General features: G+C 65.7%; 10 protein-coding genes and 4 tRNA genes. 12 read left to right on the top strand and 2 right to left on the bottom strand.

Annotation, left to right across the window (positions count from 1 at the left end):
• Positions 1-11 precede the first annotated feature (11 nt).
• From SFB74_RS18375 to SFB74_RS18365, 3 genes are all read left to right on the top strand, one after another.
• Positions 12-1,211, top strand: a complete 1,200-nt coding sequence (locus tag SFB74_RS18375) for an efflux RND transporter periplasmic adaptor subunit (protein WP_432725660.1) — start codon at positions 12-14, stop codon at positions 1,209-1,211.
• Positions 1,208-4,366, top strand: a complete 3,159-nt coding sequence (locus SFB74_RS18370; protein WP_432725659.1) for an efflux RND transporter permease subunit — start codon at positions 1,208-1,210, stop codon at positions 4,364-4,366. The genes SFB74_RS18375 and SFB74_RS18370 overlap by 4 nt, the downstream gene beginning before the upstream one ends.
• Positions 4,367-4,470: 104 nt before the next feature.
• Positions 4,471-4,557 (top strand) — tRNA-Leu (locus tag SFB74_RS18365).
• 84 nt (positions 4,558-4,641) lie between these two features.
• Here SFB74_RS18365 and SFB74_RS18360 read toward each other — a convergent pair.
• On the bottom strand, positions 4,642-5,652 hold the full coding sequence (locus SFB74_RS18360) for a tetratricopeptide repeat protein (RefSeq protein ID WP_432725658.1): 1,011 nt from the start codon (positions 5,650-5,652) through the stop codon (positions 4,642-4,644).
• A 265-nt stretch (positions 5,653-5,917) separates the two neighbouring features.
• On the opposite strand from SFB74_RS18360, the gene tig reads away from it, so the two are divergent.
• The 9 genes from tig (at position 5,918) to SFB74_RS18315 (ending at position 14,260) form a co-directional block, all read left to right on the top strand.
• Complete coding sequence (tig, locus tag SFB74_RS18355) at positions 5,918-7,234, top strand: trigger factor (protein ID WP_432725657.1); 1,317 nt, start codon at positions 5,918-5,920, stop codon at positions 7,232-7,234.
• Positions 7,235-7,349: 115 nt separating this feature from the next.
• Entirely contained in the window at positions 7,350-7,958 is a 609-nt protein-coding gene (gene clpP, locus SFB74_RS18350; protein WP_126023915.1) for an ATP-dependent Clp endopeptidase proteolytic subunit ClpP, read from the top strand.
• A gap of 107 nt (positions 7,959-8,065) precedes the next feature.
• A complete protein-coding gene (gene clpX / locus SFB74_RS18345) occupies positions 8,066-9,331 on the top strand; it encodes an ATP-dependent Clp protease ATP-binding subunit ClpX (protein ID WP_432725656.1) in 1,266 nt (421 codons plus the stop codon).
• A 23-nt stretch (positions 9,332-9,354) separates the two neighbouring features.
• Positions 9,355-11,796 (top strand): endopeptidase La, encoded by a 2,442-nt coding sequence (gene lon, locus SFB74_RS18340; protein WP_432725655.1) that lies wholly within the window; start codon positions 9,355-9,357, stop codon positions 11,794-11,796.
• Between the two features lie 60 nt (positions 11,797-11,856).
• Positions 11,857-11,932: transfer RNA gene (locus SFB74_RS18335), tRNA-Gly, on the top strand.
• Positions 11,933-11,995: 63 nt separating this feature from the next.
• Positions 11,996-12,069, top strand: a tRNA-Cys gene (locus SFB74_RS18330).
• Between the two features lie 99 nt (positions 12,070-12,168).
• A tRNA-Leu gene (locus SFB74_RS18325) sits at positions 12,169-12,260 on the top strand.
• Positions 12,261-12,279: 19 nt separating this feature from the next.
• Positions 12,280-12,921: a DUF6806 family protein gene (locus SFB74_RS18320; RefSeq protein WP_432725654.1), complete on the top strand. Its 642-nt coding sequence runs from the start codon at positions 12,280-12,282 to the stop codon at positions 12,919-12,921.
• A 40-nt stretch (positions 12,922-12,961) separates the two neighbouring features.
• Positions 12,962-14,260 (top strand): MFS transporter, encoded by a 1,299-nt coding sequence (locus SFB74_RS18315; protein WP_432725653.1) that lies wholly within the window; start codon positions 12,962-12,964, stop codon positions 14,258-14,260.
• A gap of 10 nt (positions 14,261-14,270) precedes the next feature.
• Here SFB74_RS18315 and SFB74_RS18310 read toward each other — a convergent pair whose 3' ends face one another.
• Positions 14,271-16,475 (bottom strand): Ig-like domain-containing protein, encoded by a 2,205-nt coding sequence (locus SFB74_RS18310; RefSeq protein WP_432725652.1) that lies wholly within the window; start codon positions 16,473-16,475, stop codon positions 14,271-14,273.
• Between the last annotated feature and the right edge of the window lie 27 nt (positions 16,476-16,502).

Raw genomic sequence — 16,502 nt, 5'->3', positions numbered from 1 at the left:
CAGGGTGTCTCATGACCGCTTCCGCCGTCTTCCCGTCCCGCCTCCGCAGCGCCGCCTGGCTGCTGCTTCCCGCCATTTTTCTGGCTGGCTGTTCGCCTAAACCCGCAGCCGAGGACCCGGTCCGCGCGGTCAAGTTCGTGACCGTGGGGGCGAGCGAATTCGACGCCCAGCCCGAGTTCTCGGCCGAGGTGCGGGCGCGCGTCGAATCTCGACTGGGCTTCCGCGTCGGCGGCAAGATCACCAAGCGGCAGGCCGAACTCGGCCAGCACGTGCAGGCCGGGCAAGTGCTGGCCCAGCTCGATCCGCAGGACTATCGTCTCGCCGCAGAGGCGGCACGTGCCCAGCAGGCCGCCGCGCTGACCAATCGCGACCTGGCTGCTGCCGACCTCAAGCGCTACACCGAGTTGCGGTCGCAGAACTTCATCAGCGGCGCAGAGTTGGAGCGCCGCGAAACCACCTGGAAGGCCGCGCAGGCCCAACTCGAGCAGGCACAGGCGCAACTCGCCTCGCAGGGCAACCAGGCCAACTACACGACGCTGGTCGCCGACGTGGCCGGCATCGTCACCGCCATCGAGGCCGAGCCCGGCCAGGTCGTGCAGGCTGGCACGCCGGTCGTGCGCATCGCACAGGACGGCGCGCGCGACGTGGTGTTCGCGGTGCCGGAAGACCGCGCCACGCTGATCAAGACCGGCTCGCCCGTGACGGTGCGCGGCTGGTCCGGCGGCAACGAGCTGCAGGGCCAGGTGCGCGAGGTGGCCGCCAGCGCCGATGCGGTCACGCGCACCTACTCCGTCAAGGTTGCCATCGATGCAGCCGCCGCGCCGCCGCTGGGCGCCACGGTCTACGCCCGCCCGCAGGCGCTGGCGCATTCCGGCGCCACTGTGATGAAGCTGCCGACCAGCGCGCTGCGCCAGGAAGGCAAGGGCACGGCCGTCTGGGTGCTCGACAAGTCGAGCATGACGGTGCGCTCGCAGTCCGTGCAGGTGGCCACGGCAGACGGCAACGAGGCCGTGATCGCCGGCGGCATCTCTCCCGGCATGATGGTCGTGGCCGCGGGCGTGCATGTGCTGTCGCCCGGACAGAAGGTCACGGTCTACCAGTCCCGTGAAGCGGCCGCGGCCGCCGCCAACGCAGGTGCCAAGGAGTCGGCGCAGCCCGTCACGGCTGTTGCGGCGACGAACAAGGAGATCGCAGCGGGTGCCGCCAAATGAGCGGCGGCGCGGCGAACTCCAACGACAAGCCCTCAGGCTTCAACCTCTCCAAATGGGCGCTGGACCACGCGCCCCTCACGCGCTACCTGATGGTGGTGCTGATGGTGCTGGGCGCGTTCGCGTACTTCCAGCTCGGACAGGACGAAGACCCGCCGTTCACCTTCCGCGCGATGGTGGTGCGCACCTACTGGCCCGGCGCCACCGCGCAGCAGGTGGCCGAGCAGGTCACCGACAAGCTCGAACGCACGCTGCAGGAAGCGCCGTACGCCGACAAGATCCGCAGCTACTCGAAGCCCGGCGAGTCGCAGATCATCTTCAACATCAAGGACTCGTCGAAGTCCACCGAGGTTGCCAATGTCTGGTACACGGTGCGCAAGAAGATCGGCGACATGCGGGCCACCTTGCCCGCCGGCGTGCAGGGGCCGTTCTTCAATGACGACTTCGGCGATGTCTACGGCGTGATCTACGCGCTGGAGAGCGAAGGCTTCAGCTACGCCGAGCTCAAGACACTGGCCGACGACGTGCGCCAGCAACTGCTGCGCGTGAAGGACGTGGCCAAGGTCGACCAGTTCGGCGTGCAGGACGAGAAGGTCTACATCGAGATCTCGCAGAAGCGCCTGGCGCAGTTGGGGCTCGACTTCAACGCGGTGCTCTCGCAGCTCGGCTCGCAGAACGCGATCGAAAGCGCGGGCACGATCCAGTCGCCGCTGGACGTGGTGCAGGTGCGCGTCGCCGGCCAGTTCACCAGCGTCGACCAGCTGCGCGAGATGCCCATCCGCGGCAGCTCGGGCAACCAGCTCAAGTTGGGCGACATCGCCGACATCCACCGCGGCTACGTCGATCCGCCCACGGTCAAGATGCACCATCAGGGCAAGGAAGTGATCGGCCTGGGCGTGTCGATGGCCAAGGGTGGCGACATCATCGCGCTGGGCAAGGCGCTGAAGGCCACCGCTGTCACCATCGAGCAGCGCCTGCCGGCCGGCGTGAAGCTGGCGCAGGTGCAGGACCAGCCGGTGGCGGTGGCGAGCTCGGTCAACGAGTTCGTGGGCGTGCTGATCGAGGCCGTGGCCATCGTGCTGGCCGTGAGCATCATCTCGCTGGGCCTGCACAAGGGCGGTCGCTTCGGCTGGTACATCGACATGCGCCCCGGGCTGGTGGTGGCCATCACCATCCCGCTGGTGCTGGCCGTGACCTTCCTGGCCATGAACTACTTCGGCATCGGGCTGCACAAGATATCGCTGGGCTCGCTCATCATTGCGCTGGGCCTGCTGGTGGACGACGCCATCATCGCGGTCGAGATGATGGTGCGGAAGATGGAGGAGGGCTACGACAAGGTCCGCGCCGCCACTTTCGCCTACGACGTGACGGCCAAGCCGATGCTCACGGGCACGCTCATCACCGCGGCGGGCTTCCTGCCGATCGGCATCGCCAAGTCGGTGACCGGCGAGTACACCTTTGCCATCTTTGCCGTGACGGTGATCGCGCTGGTGCTGTCGTGGATCGTCTCCGTGTATTTCGTGCCGTACCTCGGCACGCTGCTGCTCAAGGTGAAGCCGCACGACCCCGATGCGCCGCCGCACGAGCTGTTCGACACGCCGTTCTACAACGCCTTCCGGCGCTCTGTGAACTGGTGCGTGCAGCATCGCTGGACGACCATCGGCGCCACGGTGCTGATCTTCGCGCTGGGCATCTTCGGCATGGGCAAGGTGCAGCAGCAGTTCTTCCCGGATTCGAGCCGGCCGGAGATCCTGGTCGACATATGGTTTCCCGAAGGCACCTCGTTCGCCGCGAACGAGGAAGTGGCCAAGCGCGTCGAGAAACGCCTCATGCAGGAGGCCGGCGTGAGCACCGTCAGTACCTGGATCGGCTCCGGCGTGCCGCGCTTCTATTTGCCGCTGGACCAGGTGTTCCCGCAGACCAACGTGTCGCAGCTGATCGTGCTCGCCAAGGACCTGAAGGTGCGCGAGATCCTGCGCATCAAGCTGCCGCAGGTGCTGGCGCAGGAATTCCCCGAGGTGCGCGGCCGCGTCAAGCTGCTGCCCAACGGCCCACCGGTGCCGTACCCGGTGCAGTTCCGCGTGATCGGGCCTGACCCGGCGCTGCTGCGCGGCCATGCCGACGAGGTGAAGGCCGTGCTGCGCGACAACGCCAACATGCGCGGCGTGAACGACAACTGGAACGAGTCGGTGAAGGTGATCCGCCTGGAGATCGACCAGGCCAAGGCGCGCGCGCTCGGCGTCACCAGCCAGGCCATCGCGCAGGCTTCCAAGACCATGTTCAGCGGCACCACCGTGGGCCAGTACCGCGAGAACGACCTGCTGATCGACATCGTGCTGCGCCAGGCGCCCGACGAGCGCCAGGCCATCTCGGACATCGGCAATGCATACATCCCGACGACCTCGGGCCGTTCGATCCCGCTCACGCAGATCGCCAAGCCGGTGTTCACCTGGGAGCCGGGCGTGATGTGGCGCGAGAACCGCGACTACGCCATCACCGTGCAGGGCGACGTGGTCGAGGGCTTGCAGGGCGCGACCGTGACCGCGCAGCTTCTGCCGAAGCTGCGCGAGCTGGAAGCCGGCTGGGTCGCCGCGGGGCAGGGCGCCTACCGCATCGAGGTGGCGGGTGCGGTGGAGGAAAGCAGCAAGGGCTCGGCGTCCATCGTGGCGGGCGTGCCGATCATGCTGTTCCTGGTGTTCACGCTGCTGATGCTGCAGCTGCACAGCTTCAGCCGCTCGCTGCTGGTGTTCATCACCGGCCCGATGGGCATTGCCGGCGTGGCCGGCGCGCTGCTGGTGCTGAACCGGCCGTTCGGCTTCGTCGCGCTGCTTGGCGTGATCGCGCTGATGGGCATGATCCAGCGTAACGCCGTGATCCTGATCGACCAGATCGAGCTCGACCGCGCGGCGGGCGTGCCGGCATGGGACGCGATCGTCGAATCGGCGGTGCGGCGCCTGCGGCCGATCGTGCTGACGGCGGCAGCGGCGGTGCTGGCGATGATCCCGCTGTCGCGCAGCGTGTTCTGGGGGCCGATGGCCGTCGCCATCATGGGCGGACTGATCGTGGCAACGGTGTTGACCCTGCTTGCCTTGCCCGCGATGTACGCCGCTGCATTCCGTGTGAAGCGCGAGCCGGAAACGCAGCCGATTAGCGTCTAAAATCGCTGGCTGACCGATTTCAAGCGGATGGTCTTTGGCCCACGGGAATCCGTGGCGCGAAAAGCCCGTCCGCTTTTGCATTCACCTGAAAAAAGATTGGCATCGCGCGGGTGGCGAAATTGGTAGACGCACCAGGTTTAGGTCCTGACGTTCGCAAGAACGTGCCGGTTCGAGTCCGGCCCCGCGCACCAGCCCTGCACGTAGCCCGTTCTATCGAGCAGCAATGAAGCCCCGTTCCGCAAGGAGCGGGGCTTTTTCTTTTCCTTTTTCCCGCTCTACCAGTCGCTGCTGCTACTGCTGTCGCTGCTTCCGCTGTCGGAGCTGCTGCTGCTCGAGTCGTCCCACGAGCTCGTGTCGCTGATGCCGAAGTTGTTGTCCACGAAGCTGCGGTCGACCTGCCGCTCCGGCTCCGGGTCGGACGAAGGCCACAGGCTGCTGCCCATCCTGTCGTTGCCGCTGTCGTGGCTGCGGTGGTTGTTGAAGATGTTGGTCGTGCTGCCCCGGTGCTCGTCGGAGCGGTCGCTCAGCATGTGGCGCAGCAGCTCGCCCGCGACCACCGCGCCTACGCCCGCCGCGGCGCCCGCGGCCAGTGCACCGCCGATGCCGGGGCCTTGGCTGGGGGCGGGAGGGGCGGAGCCGTGGTCTCTGTAGTCGTCCGTCCTGCCGTAGCCCATCGACGAATCGCTGGTGGGCCTGGCGAACCTGGTTCCGCTCCCGGCGGGGACAGGCGCCTCGAAGGTGGTGGCGCGGCGGCGCTGCTGGAAGACCACATAGGCGACGACGAACAGCGCCACGATGCCGATCGGCCCCCAGGGGATCGGGCCGGACGACGAGCCCGTGTCCGTCTTGCCGGATGCCAGTGCTGCAGCCGGGCTCGGCGCGGGCGGTGGTTCGGGTTTGGTCTCGACCGGTTTCTCCAGCTTGCGCTCGAGCTTGGCGACCGACTCGGCCTTCGCGAACTTGAGTCCGGGCGACAGCTCCTTGGCCATTGCCAGTTCGTCCCTGGCATCGTCGAGCTCGCCCTTCATTGCAAGAAGCTCGGCGTGCACGTAGCGGGCCTTCGCGCTCTTCGGATGGTTCTTCAGCACCTTCGCGATCATCGCGTCGGCATCGGCCATCCTGCCGTTGCTTGCCGCTTCGTAGATCTGCTGGATGGTCGGCTCCTTCGCCGCTGCGGCCGGTGCCGCGGTGGTCTTGGCCAGCGCGGGCGAAGGCATGCCGAACACGAGGACCAGGGCGAAGGCGAGGGTGAGGGCGGCGAGCAGTCGCTGGAAGAGGATGGGCATTCGTTCCTTGGGGAAATGTCGAATCGCAGCCACTGTAAAGGCGAAATCGGCCATGAATCCGGGCGTGGTGCGCAATCTCTGCTGCAGCCGGTCGCCGGCCCGCTCAAAACGGGCGCTTCCAGCCGATTAGAATCATGGGTTGCCCAGTTTTGCAGGCGGCACGCGTGTGCCTCCGCATAAATCCCGCTAGCGCGTGCAAGTCCTTGATCTGTATCGGTAAAAAGACGCAGGCCCCGCGCAACAGCCCCCTCACAAGGAAGACATCATGACCGTGAACGTTGAAACTCTCGAGAAGCTCGAACGCAAGATCACGCTGACCCTGCCGGTCGGCACCATCCAGTCCGAAGTCGATTCGCGCCTCAAGAAGCTCGCGCGCACCGTCAAGATGGACGGCTTCCGTCCCGGCAAGGTGCCGATGAACGTCGTGGCCCAGCGCTACGGCTACTCGGTGCACTACGAAGTCATGAACGACAAGGTCGGCGAGGCCTTCTCGCAAGCCGCCAACGAAGCCAAGCTGCGCGTTGCCGGCCAGCCCCGCATCACCGAGAAGGAAGATGCGCCCGAAGGCGAACTGGCCTTCGACGCGATCTTCGAAGTGTTCCCCGACGTCAAGATCAACGACCTGTCGGGCGCCGAAGTCGAGAAGCTCTCGGCCGAAGTCGGCGAAGACGCCATCGACAAGACCCTGGACATCCTGCGCAAGCAGCGCCGCACCTTCGCCCAGCGCGCGCAAGACGCCGTGGCCCAGGACGGCGACCGCGTGACGGTCGACTTCGAAGGCAAGATCGACGGCGAGCCCTTCCAGGGCGGCAAGGCCGAAGACTTCCAGTTCGTCGTCGGCGAAGGCCAGATGCTCAAGGAATTCGAAGACGCCGTGCGCGGCATGAAGTCGGGCGACAGCCGCACCTTCCCGCTGTCGTTCCCGGCCGACTACCACGGCAAGGACGTGGCCGGCAAGCAGGCCGACTTCCTCGTGACCGTGAAGAAGATCGAAGCCTCGCACCTGCCCGAAGTCAACGAGCAGCTCGCCAAGTCGCTCGGCATCGCCGAAGCCACTGTCGAAGGCCTGCGCGCCGACATCAAGCGCAACCTCGAGCGCGAAGTGAAGTTCCGCCTGCTGGCCCGCAACAAGAACGCCGTGATGGACGCCCTGGTGGCCAACGCCGAGCTCGACCTGCCGAACGCCAGCGTGCAGTCGGAAGTCAGCCGCATGGTCGAAGGCGCCCGCGCCGAACTGAAGCAGCGCGGTATCAAGGACGCCGACAAGGCCCCGATCCCCGACGAAGTGTTCCGTCCGCAAGCCGAGCGCCGCGTGCGCCTGGGCCTGGTGGTGGCCGAGCTGGTGCGTGCCAACAACCTGCAAGCCAAGCCCGAGCAGATCAAGGCCCACATCGACGAGCTGGCCGCCAGCTACGAAAAGCCGGCCGACGTGGTGCGCTGGTACTTCAGCGACAACAACCGCCTGGCTGAAGTCGAAGCCGTGGTCATCGAGAACAACGTGACCGATTTCGTCCTCGGCAAGGCCAAGGTCAACGAAAAGTCGGTGTCGTTCGACGAACTGATGGCTCAGCAGCAGGGCTGATTTCCGTCTCCGCCCGCTACGCCGATGGGGCTTGTGCTTTGCGGCACGAGCCCCATTTCACTCAGGCGTACAGTTCATAAACAGCGAACGATCCCATTTCTCGGAGAGCAAATTCATGAGCGCACAGGAAACCCAGGCCCTCGGCATGATCCCGATGGTCATCGAGCAATCGGGCCGCGGCGAGCGGTCTTATGACATCTATTCGCGTCTCCTCAAGGAGCGCATCATTTTCCTGGTGGGCGAGGTCAACGACCAGACCGCCAACCTCGTGGTGGCCCAGTTGCTCTTCCTCGAGAGCGAGAACCCGGATAAGGACATTTCCTTCTACATCAATTCCCCGGGCGGCAGCGTGAGCGCCGGCATGGCCATCTACGACACCATGCAGTTCATCAAGCCCGACGTGTCGACCATGTGCCTGGGCTTCGCGGCCAGCATGGGCGCCTTCCTGCTGGCGGCCGGCGAGAAGGGCAAGCGCTTCTCGCTGCCCAACTCGAAGATCATGATCCACCAGGTGCTCGGCGGCGCACGCGGCCAGGCCACCGACATCGAGATCCACGCGCGCGACATCCTGCGCACCAAGGACCAGATGAACCGCATCCTGGCCGAGCGCACCGGCCAGCCGCTGGAGAAGGTCAAGGCCGACACCGAACGCGACTATTTCCTCACGGCCGACGAGGCCAAGGACTACGGCCTCGTGGACCAGGTCGTCGCCAAGCGCGGTTGAACGCCGGCGCCGAGGGCGCCAAATGGCAAAAAACGGCGTTTTCCACACGGGAAACGCCGTTTTTGTTTAGTTATCATTGTCCCTACCCTGTAACGAGGCAAAAGTCCATGGCCGATAAAAAAGGCTCCTCCAGCGAAAAAACGCTTTATTGCTCGTTCTGCGGCAAGAGCCAGCACGAGGTCAAGAAGCTGATCGCGGGCCCTTCGGTCTTCATCTGCGACGAGTGCATCGACCTTTGCAACGAGATCATCCGCGACGAACTCCCGGCGGGTGAAGAAGCGCGCGAGGCACGCAGCGACCTGCCGACGCCGCTCGAAATCAAGACCAACCTCGACAACTACGTGATCGGCCAGGAGCCGGCCAAGCGCATGTTGTCGGTGGCCGTCTACAACCACTACAAGCGCCTGCGCCACAAGGAAAAGGCCAAGGGCGACGATGTGGAGCTCAGCAAGAGCAACATCCTGCTGATCGGCCCCACGGGCTCGGGCAAGACGCTGCTGGCGCAGACGCTGGCGCGCATGCTCGACGTGCCTTTCGTGATGGCCGACGCCACCACGCTGACTGAAGCCGGCTACGTGGGCGAGGACGTCGAGAACATCATCCAGAAGCTGCTGCAGAGCTGCAACTACGAGGTCGAGCGCGCCCAGCGCGGCATCGTCTACATCGACGAAATCGACAAGATCTCGCGCAAGTCGGACAACCCCTCGATCACCCGCGACGTGTCGGGCGAGGGCGTGCAGCAGGCGCTGCTGAAGCTCATCGAAGGCACCATGGCCAGCGTGCCGCCGCAGGGCGGGCGCAAGCACCCGAACCAGGACTTCCTGCAGATCGACACGACCAACATCCTGTTCATCTGCGGCGGCGCCTTCGCCGGCCTCGAGAAAGTCATCGAAAACCGCACCGAGGCCTCGGGCATCGGCTTCGGTGCATCGGTCAAGAGCAAGCAGCAGCGCAGCATCACCGAGGTGTTCCGCGAAGTCGAACCCGAAGACCTGATCAAGTTCGGCCTGATTCCCGAACTCGTGGGCCGCATGCCCGTGGTCGCGTCGCTCGCGGAACTCAGCGAGGATGCGCTGGTCCAGATCCTGACCGAGCCCAAGAACGCCGTGGTGAAGCAGTTCACCAAGCTGCTGCAGATGGAAGGCGTGGACCTCGAGATCCGTCCGGCGGCGCTCAAGGCCATTGCCCGCAAGGCGCTGGCCCGCAAGACCGGCGCGCGCGGTTTGCGTTCGATCCTTGAACAGTCGCTGATCGACACCATGTTCGAGTTGCCGAACGCGACCAATGTCGACAAGGTGGTGGTCGAGGAATCGACCATCGACGAAAACAAGCCCCCGCTGCTCGTGTACCGCGAAGCGGCGAAAAAGGCTTAAAGCCAAAGACGCGAAGGATTTGCATGTCTGGCCACACCCCCTTGCCCCCCGAAGCCCTCGACCTGCCGCTGCTGCCGCTGCGCGACGTCGTGGTGTTTCCCCACATGGTGATTCCACTGTTCGTGGGTCGCCCCAAGAGCATCAAGGCGCTCGAGCTGGCCATGGAGGCCGAGCGCCGCATCATGCTGGTGGCCCAGAAGGCCGCGGCCAAGGACGAGCCCTCCGTCGAGGACATGTTCGAGGTCGGCTGCGTCTCGACCATCCTGCAGATGCTCAAGCTGCCTGACGGCACGGTGAAGGTGCTGGTCGAGGGTCAGCAGCGCGCCCGCGTGAACCGCATCGATGACGGCGAGACCCATTTCTCGGCCAACGTGACGCCGGTCGAGGCGACCGAAGGCGGCGAGAAGGGCACCGAGGTCGAGGCGCTGCGCCGCGCGGTGATGCAGCAGTTCGACCAGTACGTCAAGCTGAACAAGAAGATCCCGCCCGAGATCCTCACCTCGATCTCGAGCATCGACGACCCGGGTCGCCTCGCGGACACCATCGCCGCTCACCTGCCGCTCAAGCTCGACAACAAGCAGGCCGTGCTCGACCTCGACGACGTCAAGGCGCGCCTGGAAAACCTGTTCGGCCAGCTCGAGCGCGAAGTCGACATCCTGAACGTCGACAAGAAGATCCGTGGGCGCGTGAAGCGCCAGATGGAGAAGAACCAGCGCGACTTCTACCTCAACGAGCAGGTCAAGGCCATCCAGAAGGAGCTCGGCGAAGGCGAAGAGGGCGCGGACATCGAGGAGATCGAGAAAAAGATCAAGCTCGCGAAGATGTCCAAGGAAGGCCTGAAGAAGGCCGAGGGCGAGCTCAAGAAGCTCAAGCTCATGTCGCCCATGTCGGCCGAGGCCACCGTGGTGCGCAACTACATCGACGTGCTGATCGGCCTGCCCTGGAGCAAGAAGACCAAGATCAAGCACGACCTGGCCAATGCCGAGGCGGTGCTCAACGCAGACCACTACGGCCTGGAGAAGGTCAAGGACCGCATCCTCGAATATCTCGCGGTGCAGCAGCGCGTGGACAAGGTCAAGGCGCCGATCCTGTGCCTCGTGGGGCCTCCGGGCGTGGGCAAGACCTCGCTGGGGCAGTCGATCGCCAAGGCGACCGGCCGCAAGTACACCCGCATGGCGCTGGGCGGCATGCGCGACGAAGCCGAGATCCGCGGCCATCGCCGCACCTACATCGGCGCGCTGCCGGGCAAGGTGCTGCAGGGGCTGAGCAAGATCGGCACGCGCAATCCGCTGTTCCTGCTCGACGAGATCGACAAGCTGGGCACGGACTTCCGCGGCGACCCGTCGAGCGCTCTGCTCGAGGTGCTCGACCCCGAGCAGAACCACACCTTCGGCGATCACTACGTGGAAGTCGACTTCGACCTGAGCGACGTGATGTTCGTCGCCACCTCGAACTCGATGAACATCCCGCCGGCGCTGCTGGATCGCATGGAAGTCATCCGCCTCTCGGGCTACACCGAGGACGAGAAGACCAACATCGCGATCAAGTACCTGCTGCCCAAGCAGATGAAGAACAACGGCGTGAAGGACGACGAGCTCGCCGTCACCGAAGAGGCCGTGCGCGACATCGTGCGCTACTACACGCGTGAAGCGGGCGTTCGTTCGCTCGAGCGCGAGCTGTCGAAGATCTGCCGCAAGGTGGTGAAGGGCCTGCTGCTCAAGCAGCTCACGCCGAAGGTCACGGTCACCGGCGCGAACCTCAACGACTTCCTCGGTGTGCGCAAGTTCACCTTCGGCCTTGCCGAGAAGCAGAACCAGGTGGGCCAGGTGGTCGGCCTCGCGTGGACCGAAGTCGGCGGCGACCTGCTGACGATCGAAGCGGTCACCATGCCGGGCAAGGGCGTGATCAGCCGCACCGGTTCGCTGGGCGACGTGATGAAGGAATCGGTCGAGGCCGCGCGCACGGTGGTGCGCAGCCGCTCGCGCCGCCTGGGCATCAAGGACGAGGTGTTCGAGAAGCGCGACATCCACATCCACGTGCCCGATGGCGCGACGCCGAAGGACGGCCCGAGCGCGGGCGCTGCGATGACGACGGCCTTCGTGTCGGCGCTCACGGGCATTCCGGTGCGCGGCGACGTCGCGATGACGGGCGAGATCACGCTGCGAGGCGAGGTCACGGCCATCGGCGGCCTGAAGGAAAAGCTGCTGGCGGCCCTGCGTGGCGGCATCAAGACGGTGCTGATCCCGGAAGAGAACGCCAAGGACCTGCAGGACATTCCCGAGAACGTGAAGAACGGCCTCGAGATCGTGCCCGTGAAGTGGATCGACAAGGTGCTCGAGATCGCTCTCGAGAAAACGCCTGAGCCGCTGTCCGATGAAGAAGTGGCTGCATCCGCCGCTGCAATGGCCGAACTGGCCAAGCAGCGCGGCAGTTCGCCGGCTTCCGAAGGTTCGGTCAAGCACTGATCGAACATTGCAGAAGTTGCGGGACCTTGAAAAATTGGTATATACTTCAAGGCTCGAAACGCGGGAATAGCTCAGTTGGTAGAGCGCAACCTTGCCAAGGTTGAGGTCGAGAGTTCGAGACTCTTTTCCCGCTCCAGTTTTGAAAAAGGGAAGCTCCAGCTTCCCTTTTTTTCGCTAGTTCGATTTCGTATTTCTGCGTGGCGCGATAGCAAAGCGGTTATGCAACGGATTGCAAATCCGTCTAGTCCGGTTCGACTCCGGATCGCGCCTCCACTCTCTCGGTTCAACAGATTCGACCCCGAACACCAAGCCCCGCCAACCAACGTTGCCGGGGCTTGTTTTGTTTGGGTTATCGTCGATGTCCAACCTGACGCCCGGATGGTGAAATTGGTAGACACATCGGACTTAAAATCCGCCGCTTCCTTAATCGGGGCATACGGGTTCGACCCCCGTTCCGGGTACCAACTTACAAGGGAGCATTAGATGCCTCGCTACAACGCTCCATTTGAAATTCATGTGCATGGCGACGTGCCGCTGCGTTCGGACGTGAGCTTCGAGCAGATCCAGGAAGCGCTCAAGCCGCTGTGGAAATACGCCGGCGCCAAGTCGCTGGCCGACGGTGCGACCAGCTCCTACGAGGAAGAACCCGGCATCCGCTACGAGCAGAAGGACCACATGCTCCAGATGTGCTGGACCGTGGCCGGCGATGAAGACTTCCGCCAGGCGCTCGACGAGATGTGCATGGGCCTGAACGAGCTCTCCGAGCGCGGTGCAGCCATCGAGGTCACCTTCTACGACACCGACTTCGACGAGGAAGAGGGCGACCCCGAAGAGGAATCGCGCGACGACTTCATCATGCTGTTCGTCGGTCCGAACCCGGCCGCGATCATGCAGGTGCAACGCGACCTGCTCGTGGAAGACGTCGTCAACCTCATGGAGCGTCACTTCGACGGCTCCGAGCTGGGCGGCGTGGTCGCCGAGATCGATCGTCTCTTCAGCGACCGTTTCGATGCACTCGTGAACTCGCTCGAAATCGGCAAGCGCCCGCGCGGCACCGGTGGTCCGGGTAGCGGGGGCAGCGGCGGTGGCCACGGCGGCGGCCGCCGTCCACGCCACCTGCACTGAGCGGCCGACGCCGATTCGGCTGCAGCCCCCGGCTTCGCGCATGGCCTTGTTTCCCGCCTCCGCGCTGCAGCCGGGCGTGCGCAAGCGCGAGGTGTTCGGCTGGGCGATGTACGACTTCGCCAACTCGGGCTACACCACCGTTGTCATCACTGCGGTGTTCGCCGCCTACTTCGTGGGCGGCATCGCCAAGGGCGCGCCATGGGCCGCTTTCGCCTGGACGGCCGCGCTGAGCACCTCCTACGCCATCGTGATGCTCACGATGCCTGCCATCGGCGCATGGGCCGACCTGCGCGCGGCCAAGAAACGGGTGCTGGTTCTCGCGACGCTGGGCTGCGTCCTCGCGACGGCGGCGCTTGCCGTCACCCCCAGCTTCACCGGCTCCGGCGGCGTTGCCCTCGCGATGGCGCTGATCGTCGTCTCCAACGCCTTCTATTCCTACGGCGAGTCCCTCACGGGCGCCTTCCTGCCCGAGCTCGCCACGGCCGAGGGCATGGGCAAGGTGAGCGGATGGGGCTGGGCCTTCGGCTACGTCGGCGGCATGCTGGCGCTGGGCATCTGCCTGGCCTACGTGCTGTGGTCTCAATCCAGGGGCCTGCCGGCGGCGCACTTCGTGCCGGTCACGATGCTGATCACGGCCGCCATCTACGGGCTCGCTGCCTGCGCCACTTTCGCGTTGCTGCCCGAGCGTGCGCAGCCCCGGACCACAAATGCAGAGCTCGGCGCCTGGCAGCAGCTGCTTGCCACTTACCGACAGGCGCGGGCGTATCGCGACTTCATGTGGCTGCTGGCCTGCACGGTCTGCTACCAGGGTGGCGTGGCGGTGGCCATCACGCTCGCAGCCATCTATGCGGAGCAGGTGATCGGCTTCGTGGCGAGCGAGACGATGGTGCTGATCTTCGTGCTCAACATCGCGGCCTCGCTGGGCGCTTTCGGGTTCGGCTACGTGCAGGACCGCATCGGCCACAAGATCTCGCTGGCCGGCACGCTGGTCGCGTGGATCGCGGTCTGCGTGATCGCCGCGATGGTCACGACCAAAGGCGGCTTCTGGTGGGCCGCGACCATCGCCGGACTGGCCATGGGATCGAGCCAGTCGGCCGGCCGCGCGATGACAGGCTACCTTGCGCCGCCGCGCCAGCTCGCCGAGTTCTTCGGTCTATGGACCTTCGCGACACGGCTGGCGAGCATCGTCGGTCCGCTGAGCTTCGGCGCCATCACCTGGATGACCGGCGGCAACCAGCGCATCGCGATCCTTTCGACCACTGTGCTGTTCGTGGCGGGGCTGTTGCTGCTGCTGCCGATCGACATGCAGCGCGGCCGTCAGGCCGCGCTGCGCGCCTAGCCGCTCTCGCTCAGGGCAGCTTGTCGCCGAACAGGCTGTCGTTGGTCAGCGGCCAGCCGACCTCCGGCGCGTAGCGGATTGTCCAGTTCGCCGGGTTCTTCACGCGGGCTGCGAAGGCGGTCAGGTCCGAACGGTCGAGCGAGCCGGTGTAGATCGCGTTGGTCTGGTTGGCGGGGCTCACCGTAAAGCTGAAGGCGGTGCCGGCGGTGGTGACTGCGTCGGGAATCGTGCCCGCGGTGCCACCCAGCGTGATGGTCGCAAGGTAGTCCCCAACGGCGGTGATCTGCCCCGCCACGCCGTCGCCCAGGCCGGCGATGGTGCCGCCCGCGATGGCATAGACGGTTTCCGACTTGCCGATGCCGCCCGGCGACCCGAGCGTGAAGCCCTTGTCCGCGATCGGATTGCCCGTCACGTCGGTCTGGATCGTCACGATGGTGCCGGCCGGCAGGTTGCGGTCGGCGGTCCAGAAGAAGGCCGTCTCGTTGGTGATGCCCGTGAACTCGTTCGTGCCCGACTTGCGGTCGCGGTCGGTGAAGAGCACCTTCGTGCCGCCGTTCACCGCCTTCAGCAGCACAAAGGCGTAGGCGTCGGGCGCCTCGGCATTGGCTGCCATGAAAAGCAGGTCGCCGGCCACGAGCGTCGAGGCTCCGTCGGTCGTAGTGAAGCTCAGCTTCGTCGCGTCGCTGATGCCGGCGAAGGCGTTGCCGGCAGGGTCGGTGATGGCGTTGCCGTCGATCGTGACGTAGTAGCCGCTGCTGGCTGCGAGTGGTGCCGTCGGGATCAGCTTCAGCTTGTTGAAGGCCACCTGCAGGCGGGTGCTGGGGCTGTTGGCGTGGAAGGTCTCGACCACGCTGCCGTCGGCCTTGTGCAGCACGATGCTGCCCGAGCCCAGGCGCACGGCCTCGTTGAACGAGAGCGTGATCGAGGCGTCGAGGTTGACGCCCACGAGGCCGGCCGGCGAAGCCTTCTTCAGCAGCGGCGCGGTGGTGTCCACCAGCGGCGCGCCGAGGCGCACCACAAAGCCGTCGAACTTCTGGTCGGCGGCGGGCAAGTCCTTGGAGGCCGTCTTGCCGTCCCACTTGGTGTCGCCGTTGTCCAGCAGCAGCTGGACCTGCGTGCCGGCCTTCACCGGGCCCGGCACCTCGACGACGGACTCGAAGCTGCCGCCGGTTTCCTTGGCCAGCGCATCGAGGTTGTTCGACAGCTCGACCGGCGCGCTGTTCGGATTGCCATCCCACGCGAACAGCGCGAAGTTGCGGTCCACGTCCGGGCTCGCGGCGCCCGCGGGGCCTGCAACGATCAGGTAGTTGCCGTCGGTGCCCTTGTCGATCGAGCGGATGCCGCGGCCGCCCAGTTCGAGCTCAATGGGTGCGCCGAAGGTGGCCTGCGTGGCGGTGCCCGCGACCAGCGCCGCGTAGTTCTGCACCGGCACGATCAGCGCCTTGGAGCGCACCGTGGTGCCCGTCTGCGGTGCGCGGAAGCCGAGCCACAGCGCGGTGTCGCCCGGCGAGCTGGTCATGCCTTCGATGGAGAAGCCGTCGACCCGCTCGGGCACGATGCCGGCGGCCGCCGATACGGCGAAGCCGAAGCGGTTGGCTCCGAGGCCGTGCGCGTTGCCGGAGTCCCAGGCGATGAGCTGGGCCTCGAGCAGCGCGAACTGGCCGACGTAGCTGAACGTGGTTGCCGCGCCCGTGCCGGTGACCTTGACCGCGAACAGGTGCGAGCGGTCGGCCGCCGCGTCGGCGCCGTCTTTCTTGTTGCTGTTGGAGCCGGTGAAGTACAGCGTGTCGCCGACGCGGGTGCCGGCCTCGAGGTCGAGCTCCTTGGTCAGCTTGGGGCCTTCGAGCTCGTAGCTCCATTCCTTCACCGCGGCGCCGCCGCCGCGCGGGTAGACGCGCAGCACGTTGGCCTCGTCGTCCGCCACGATCATGAAGTTGTCGGGCAGCGCGAGGGCGGTCGATGCGTCGGAAGAACCCTTGGTGGTGCCCGCATTGGGCGTGAATCGCGCCTTGGAGACGAGCTGGTCCGGCTCAGGCTGCGCGGCGGGCGGTTGTGCCGGCGGCTGTGCGGCCGGCGGTGCGGAGCTGGCCGGCGGAAAGATCGCGCCGAAACCGGAGCCGCCACCTCCGCCTCCGCAGGCACTCAGTGCCAGCGCGAGCGCGCCGGCGAGCATCAGGGGCTTGAAGGGAATGCGGGCTTGGGAAGATGAGTTCATTGTGCGCGGCAATACTTTTTGACAAAC

Origin of the sequence: Variovorax xiamenensis (assembly GCF_050916385.1) — a bacterium.
In the GTDB taxonomy this organism is placed as follows: Bacteria; Pseudomonadota; Gammaproteobacteria; order Burkholderiales; family Burkholderiaceae_C; genus Variovorax.
This window is presented reverse-complemented; position numbering and strand designations above follow the sequence as displayed.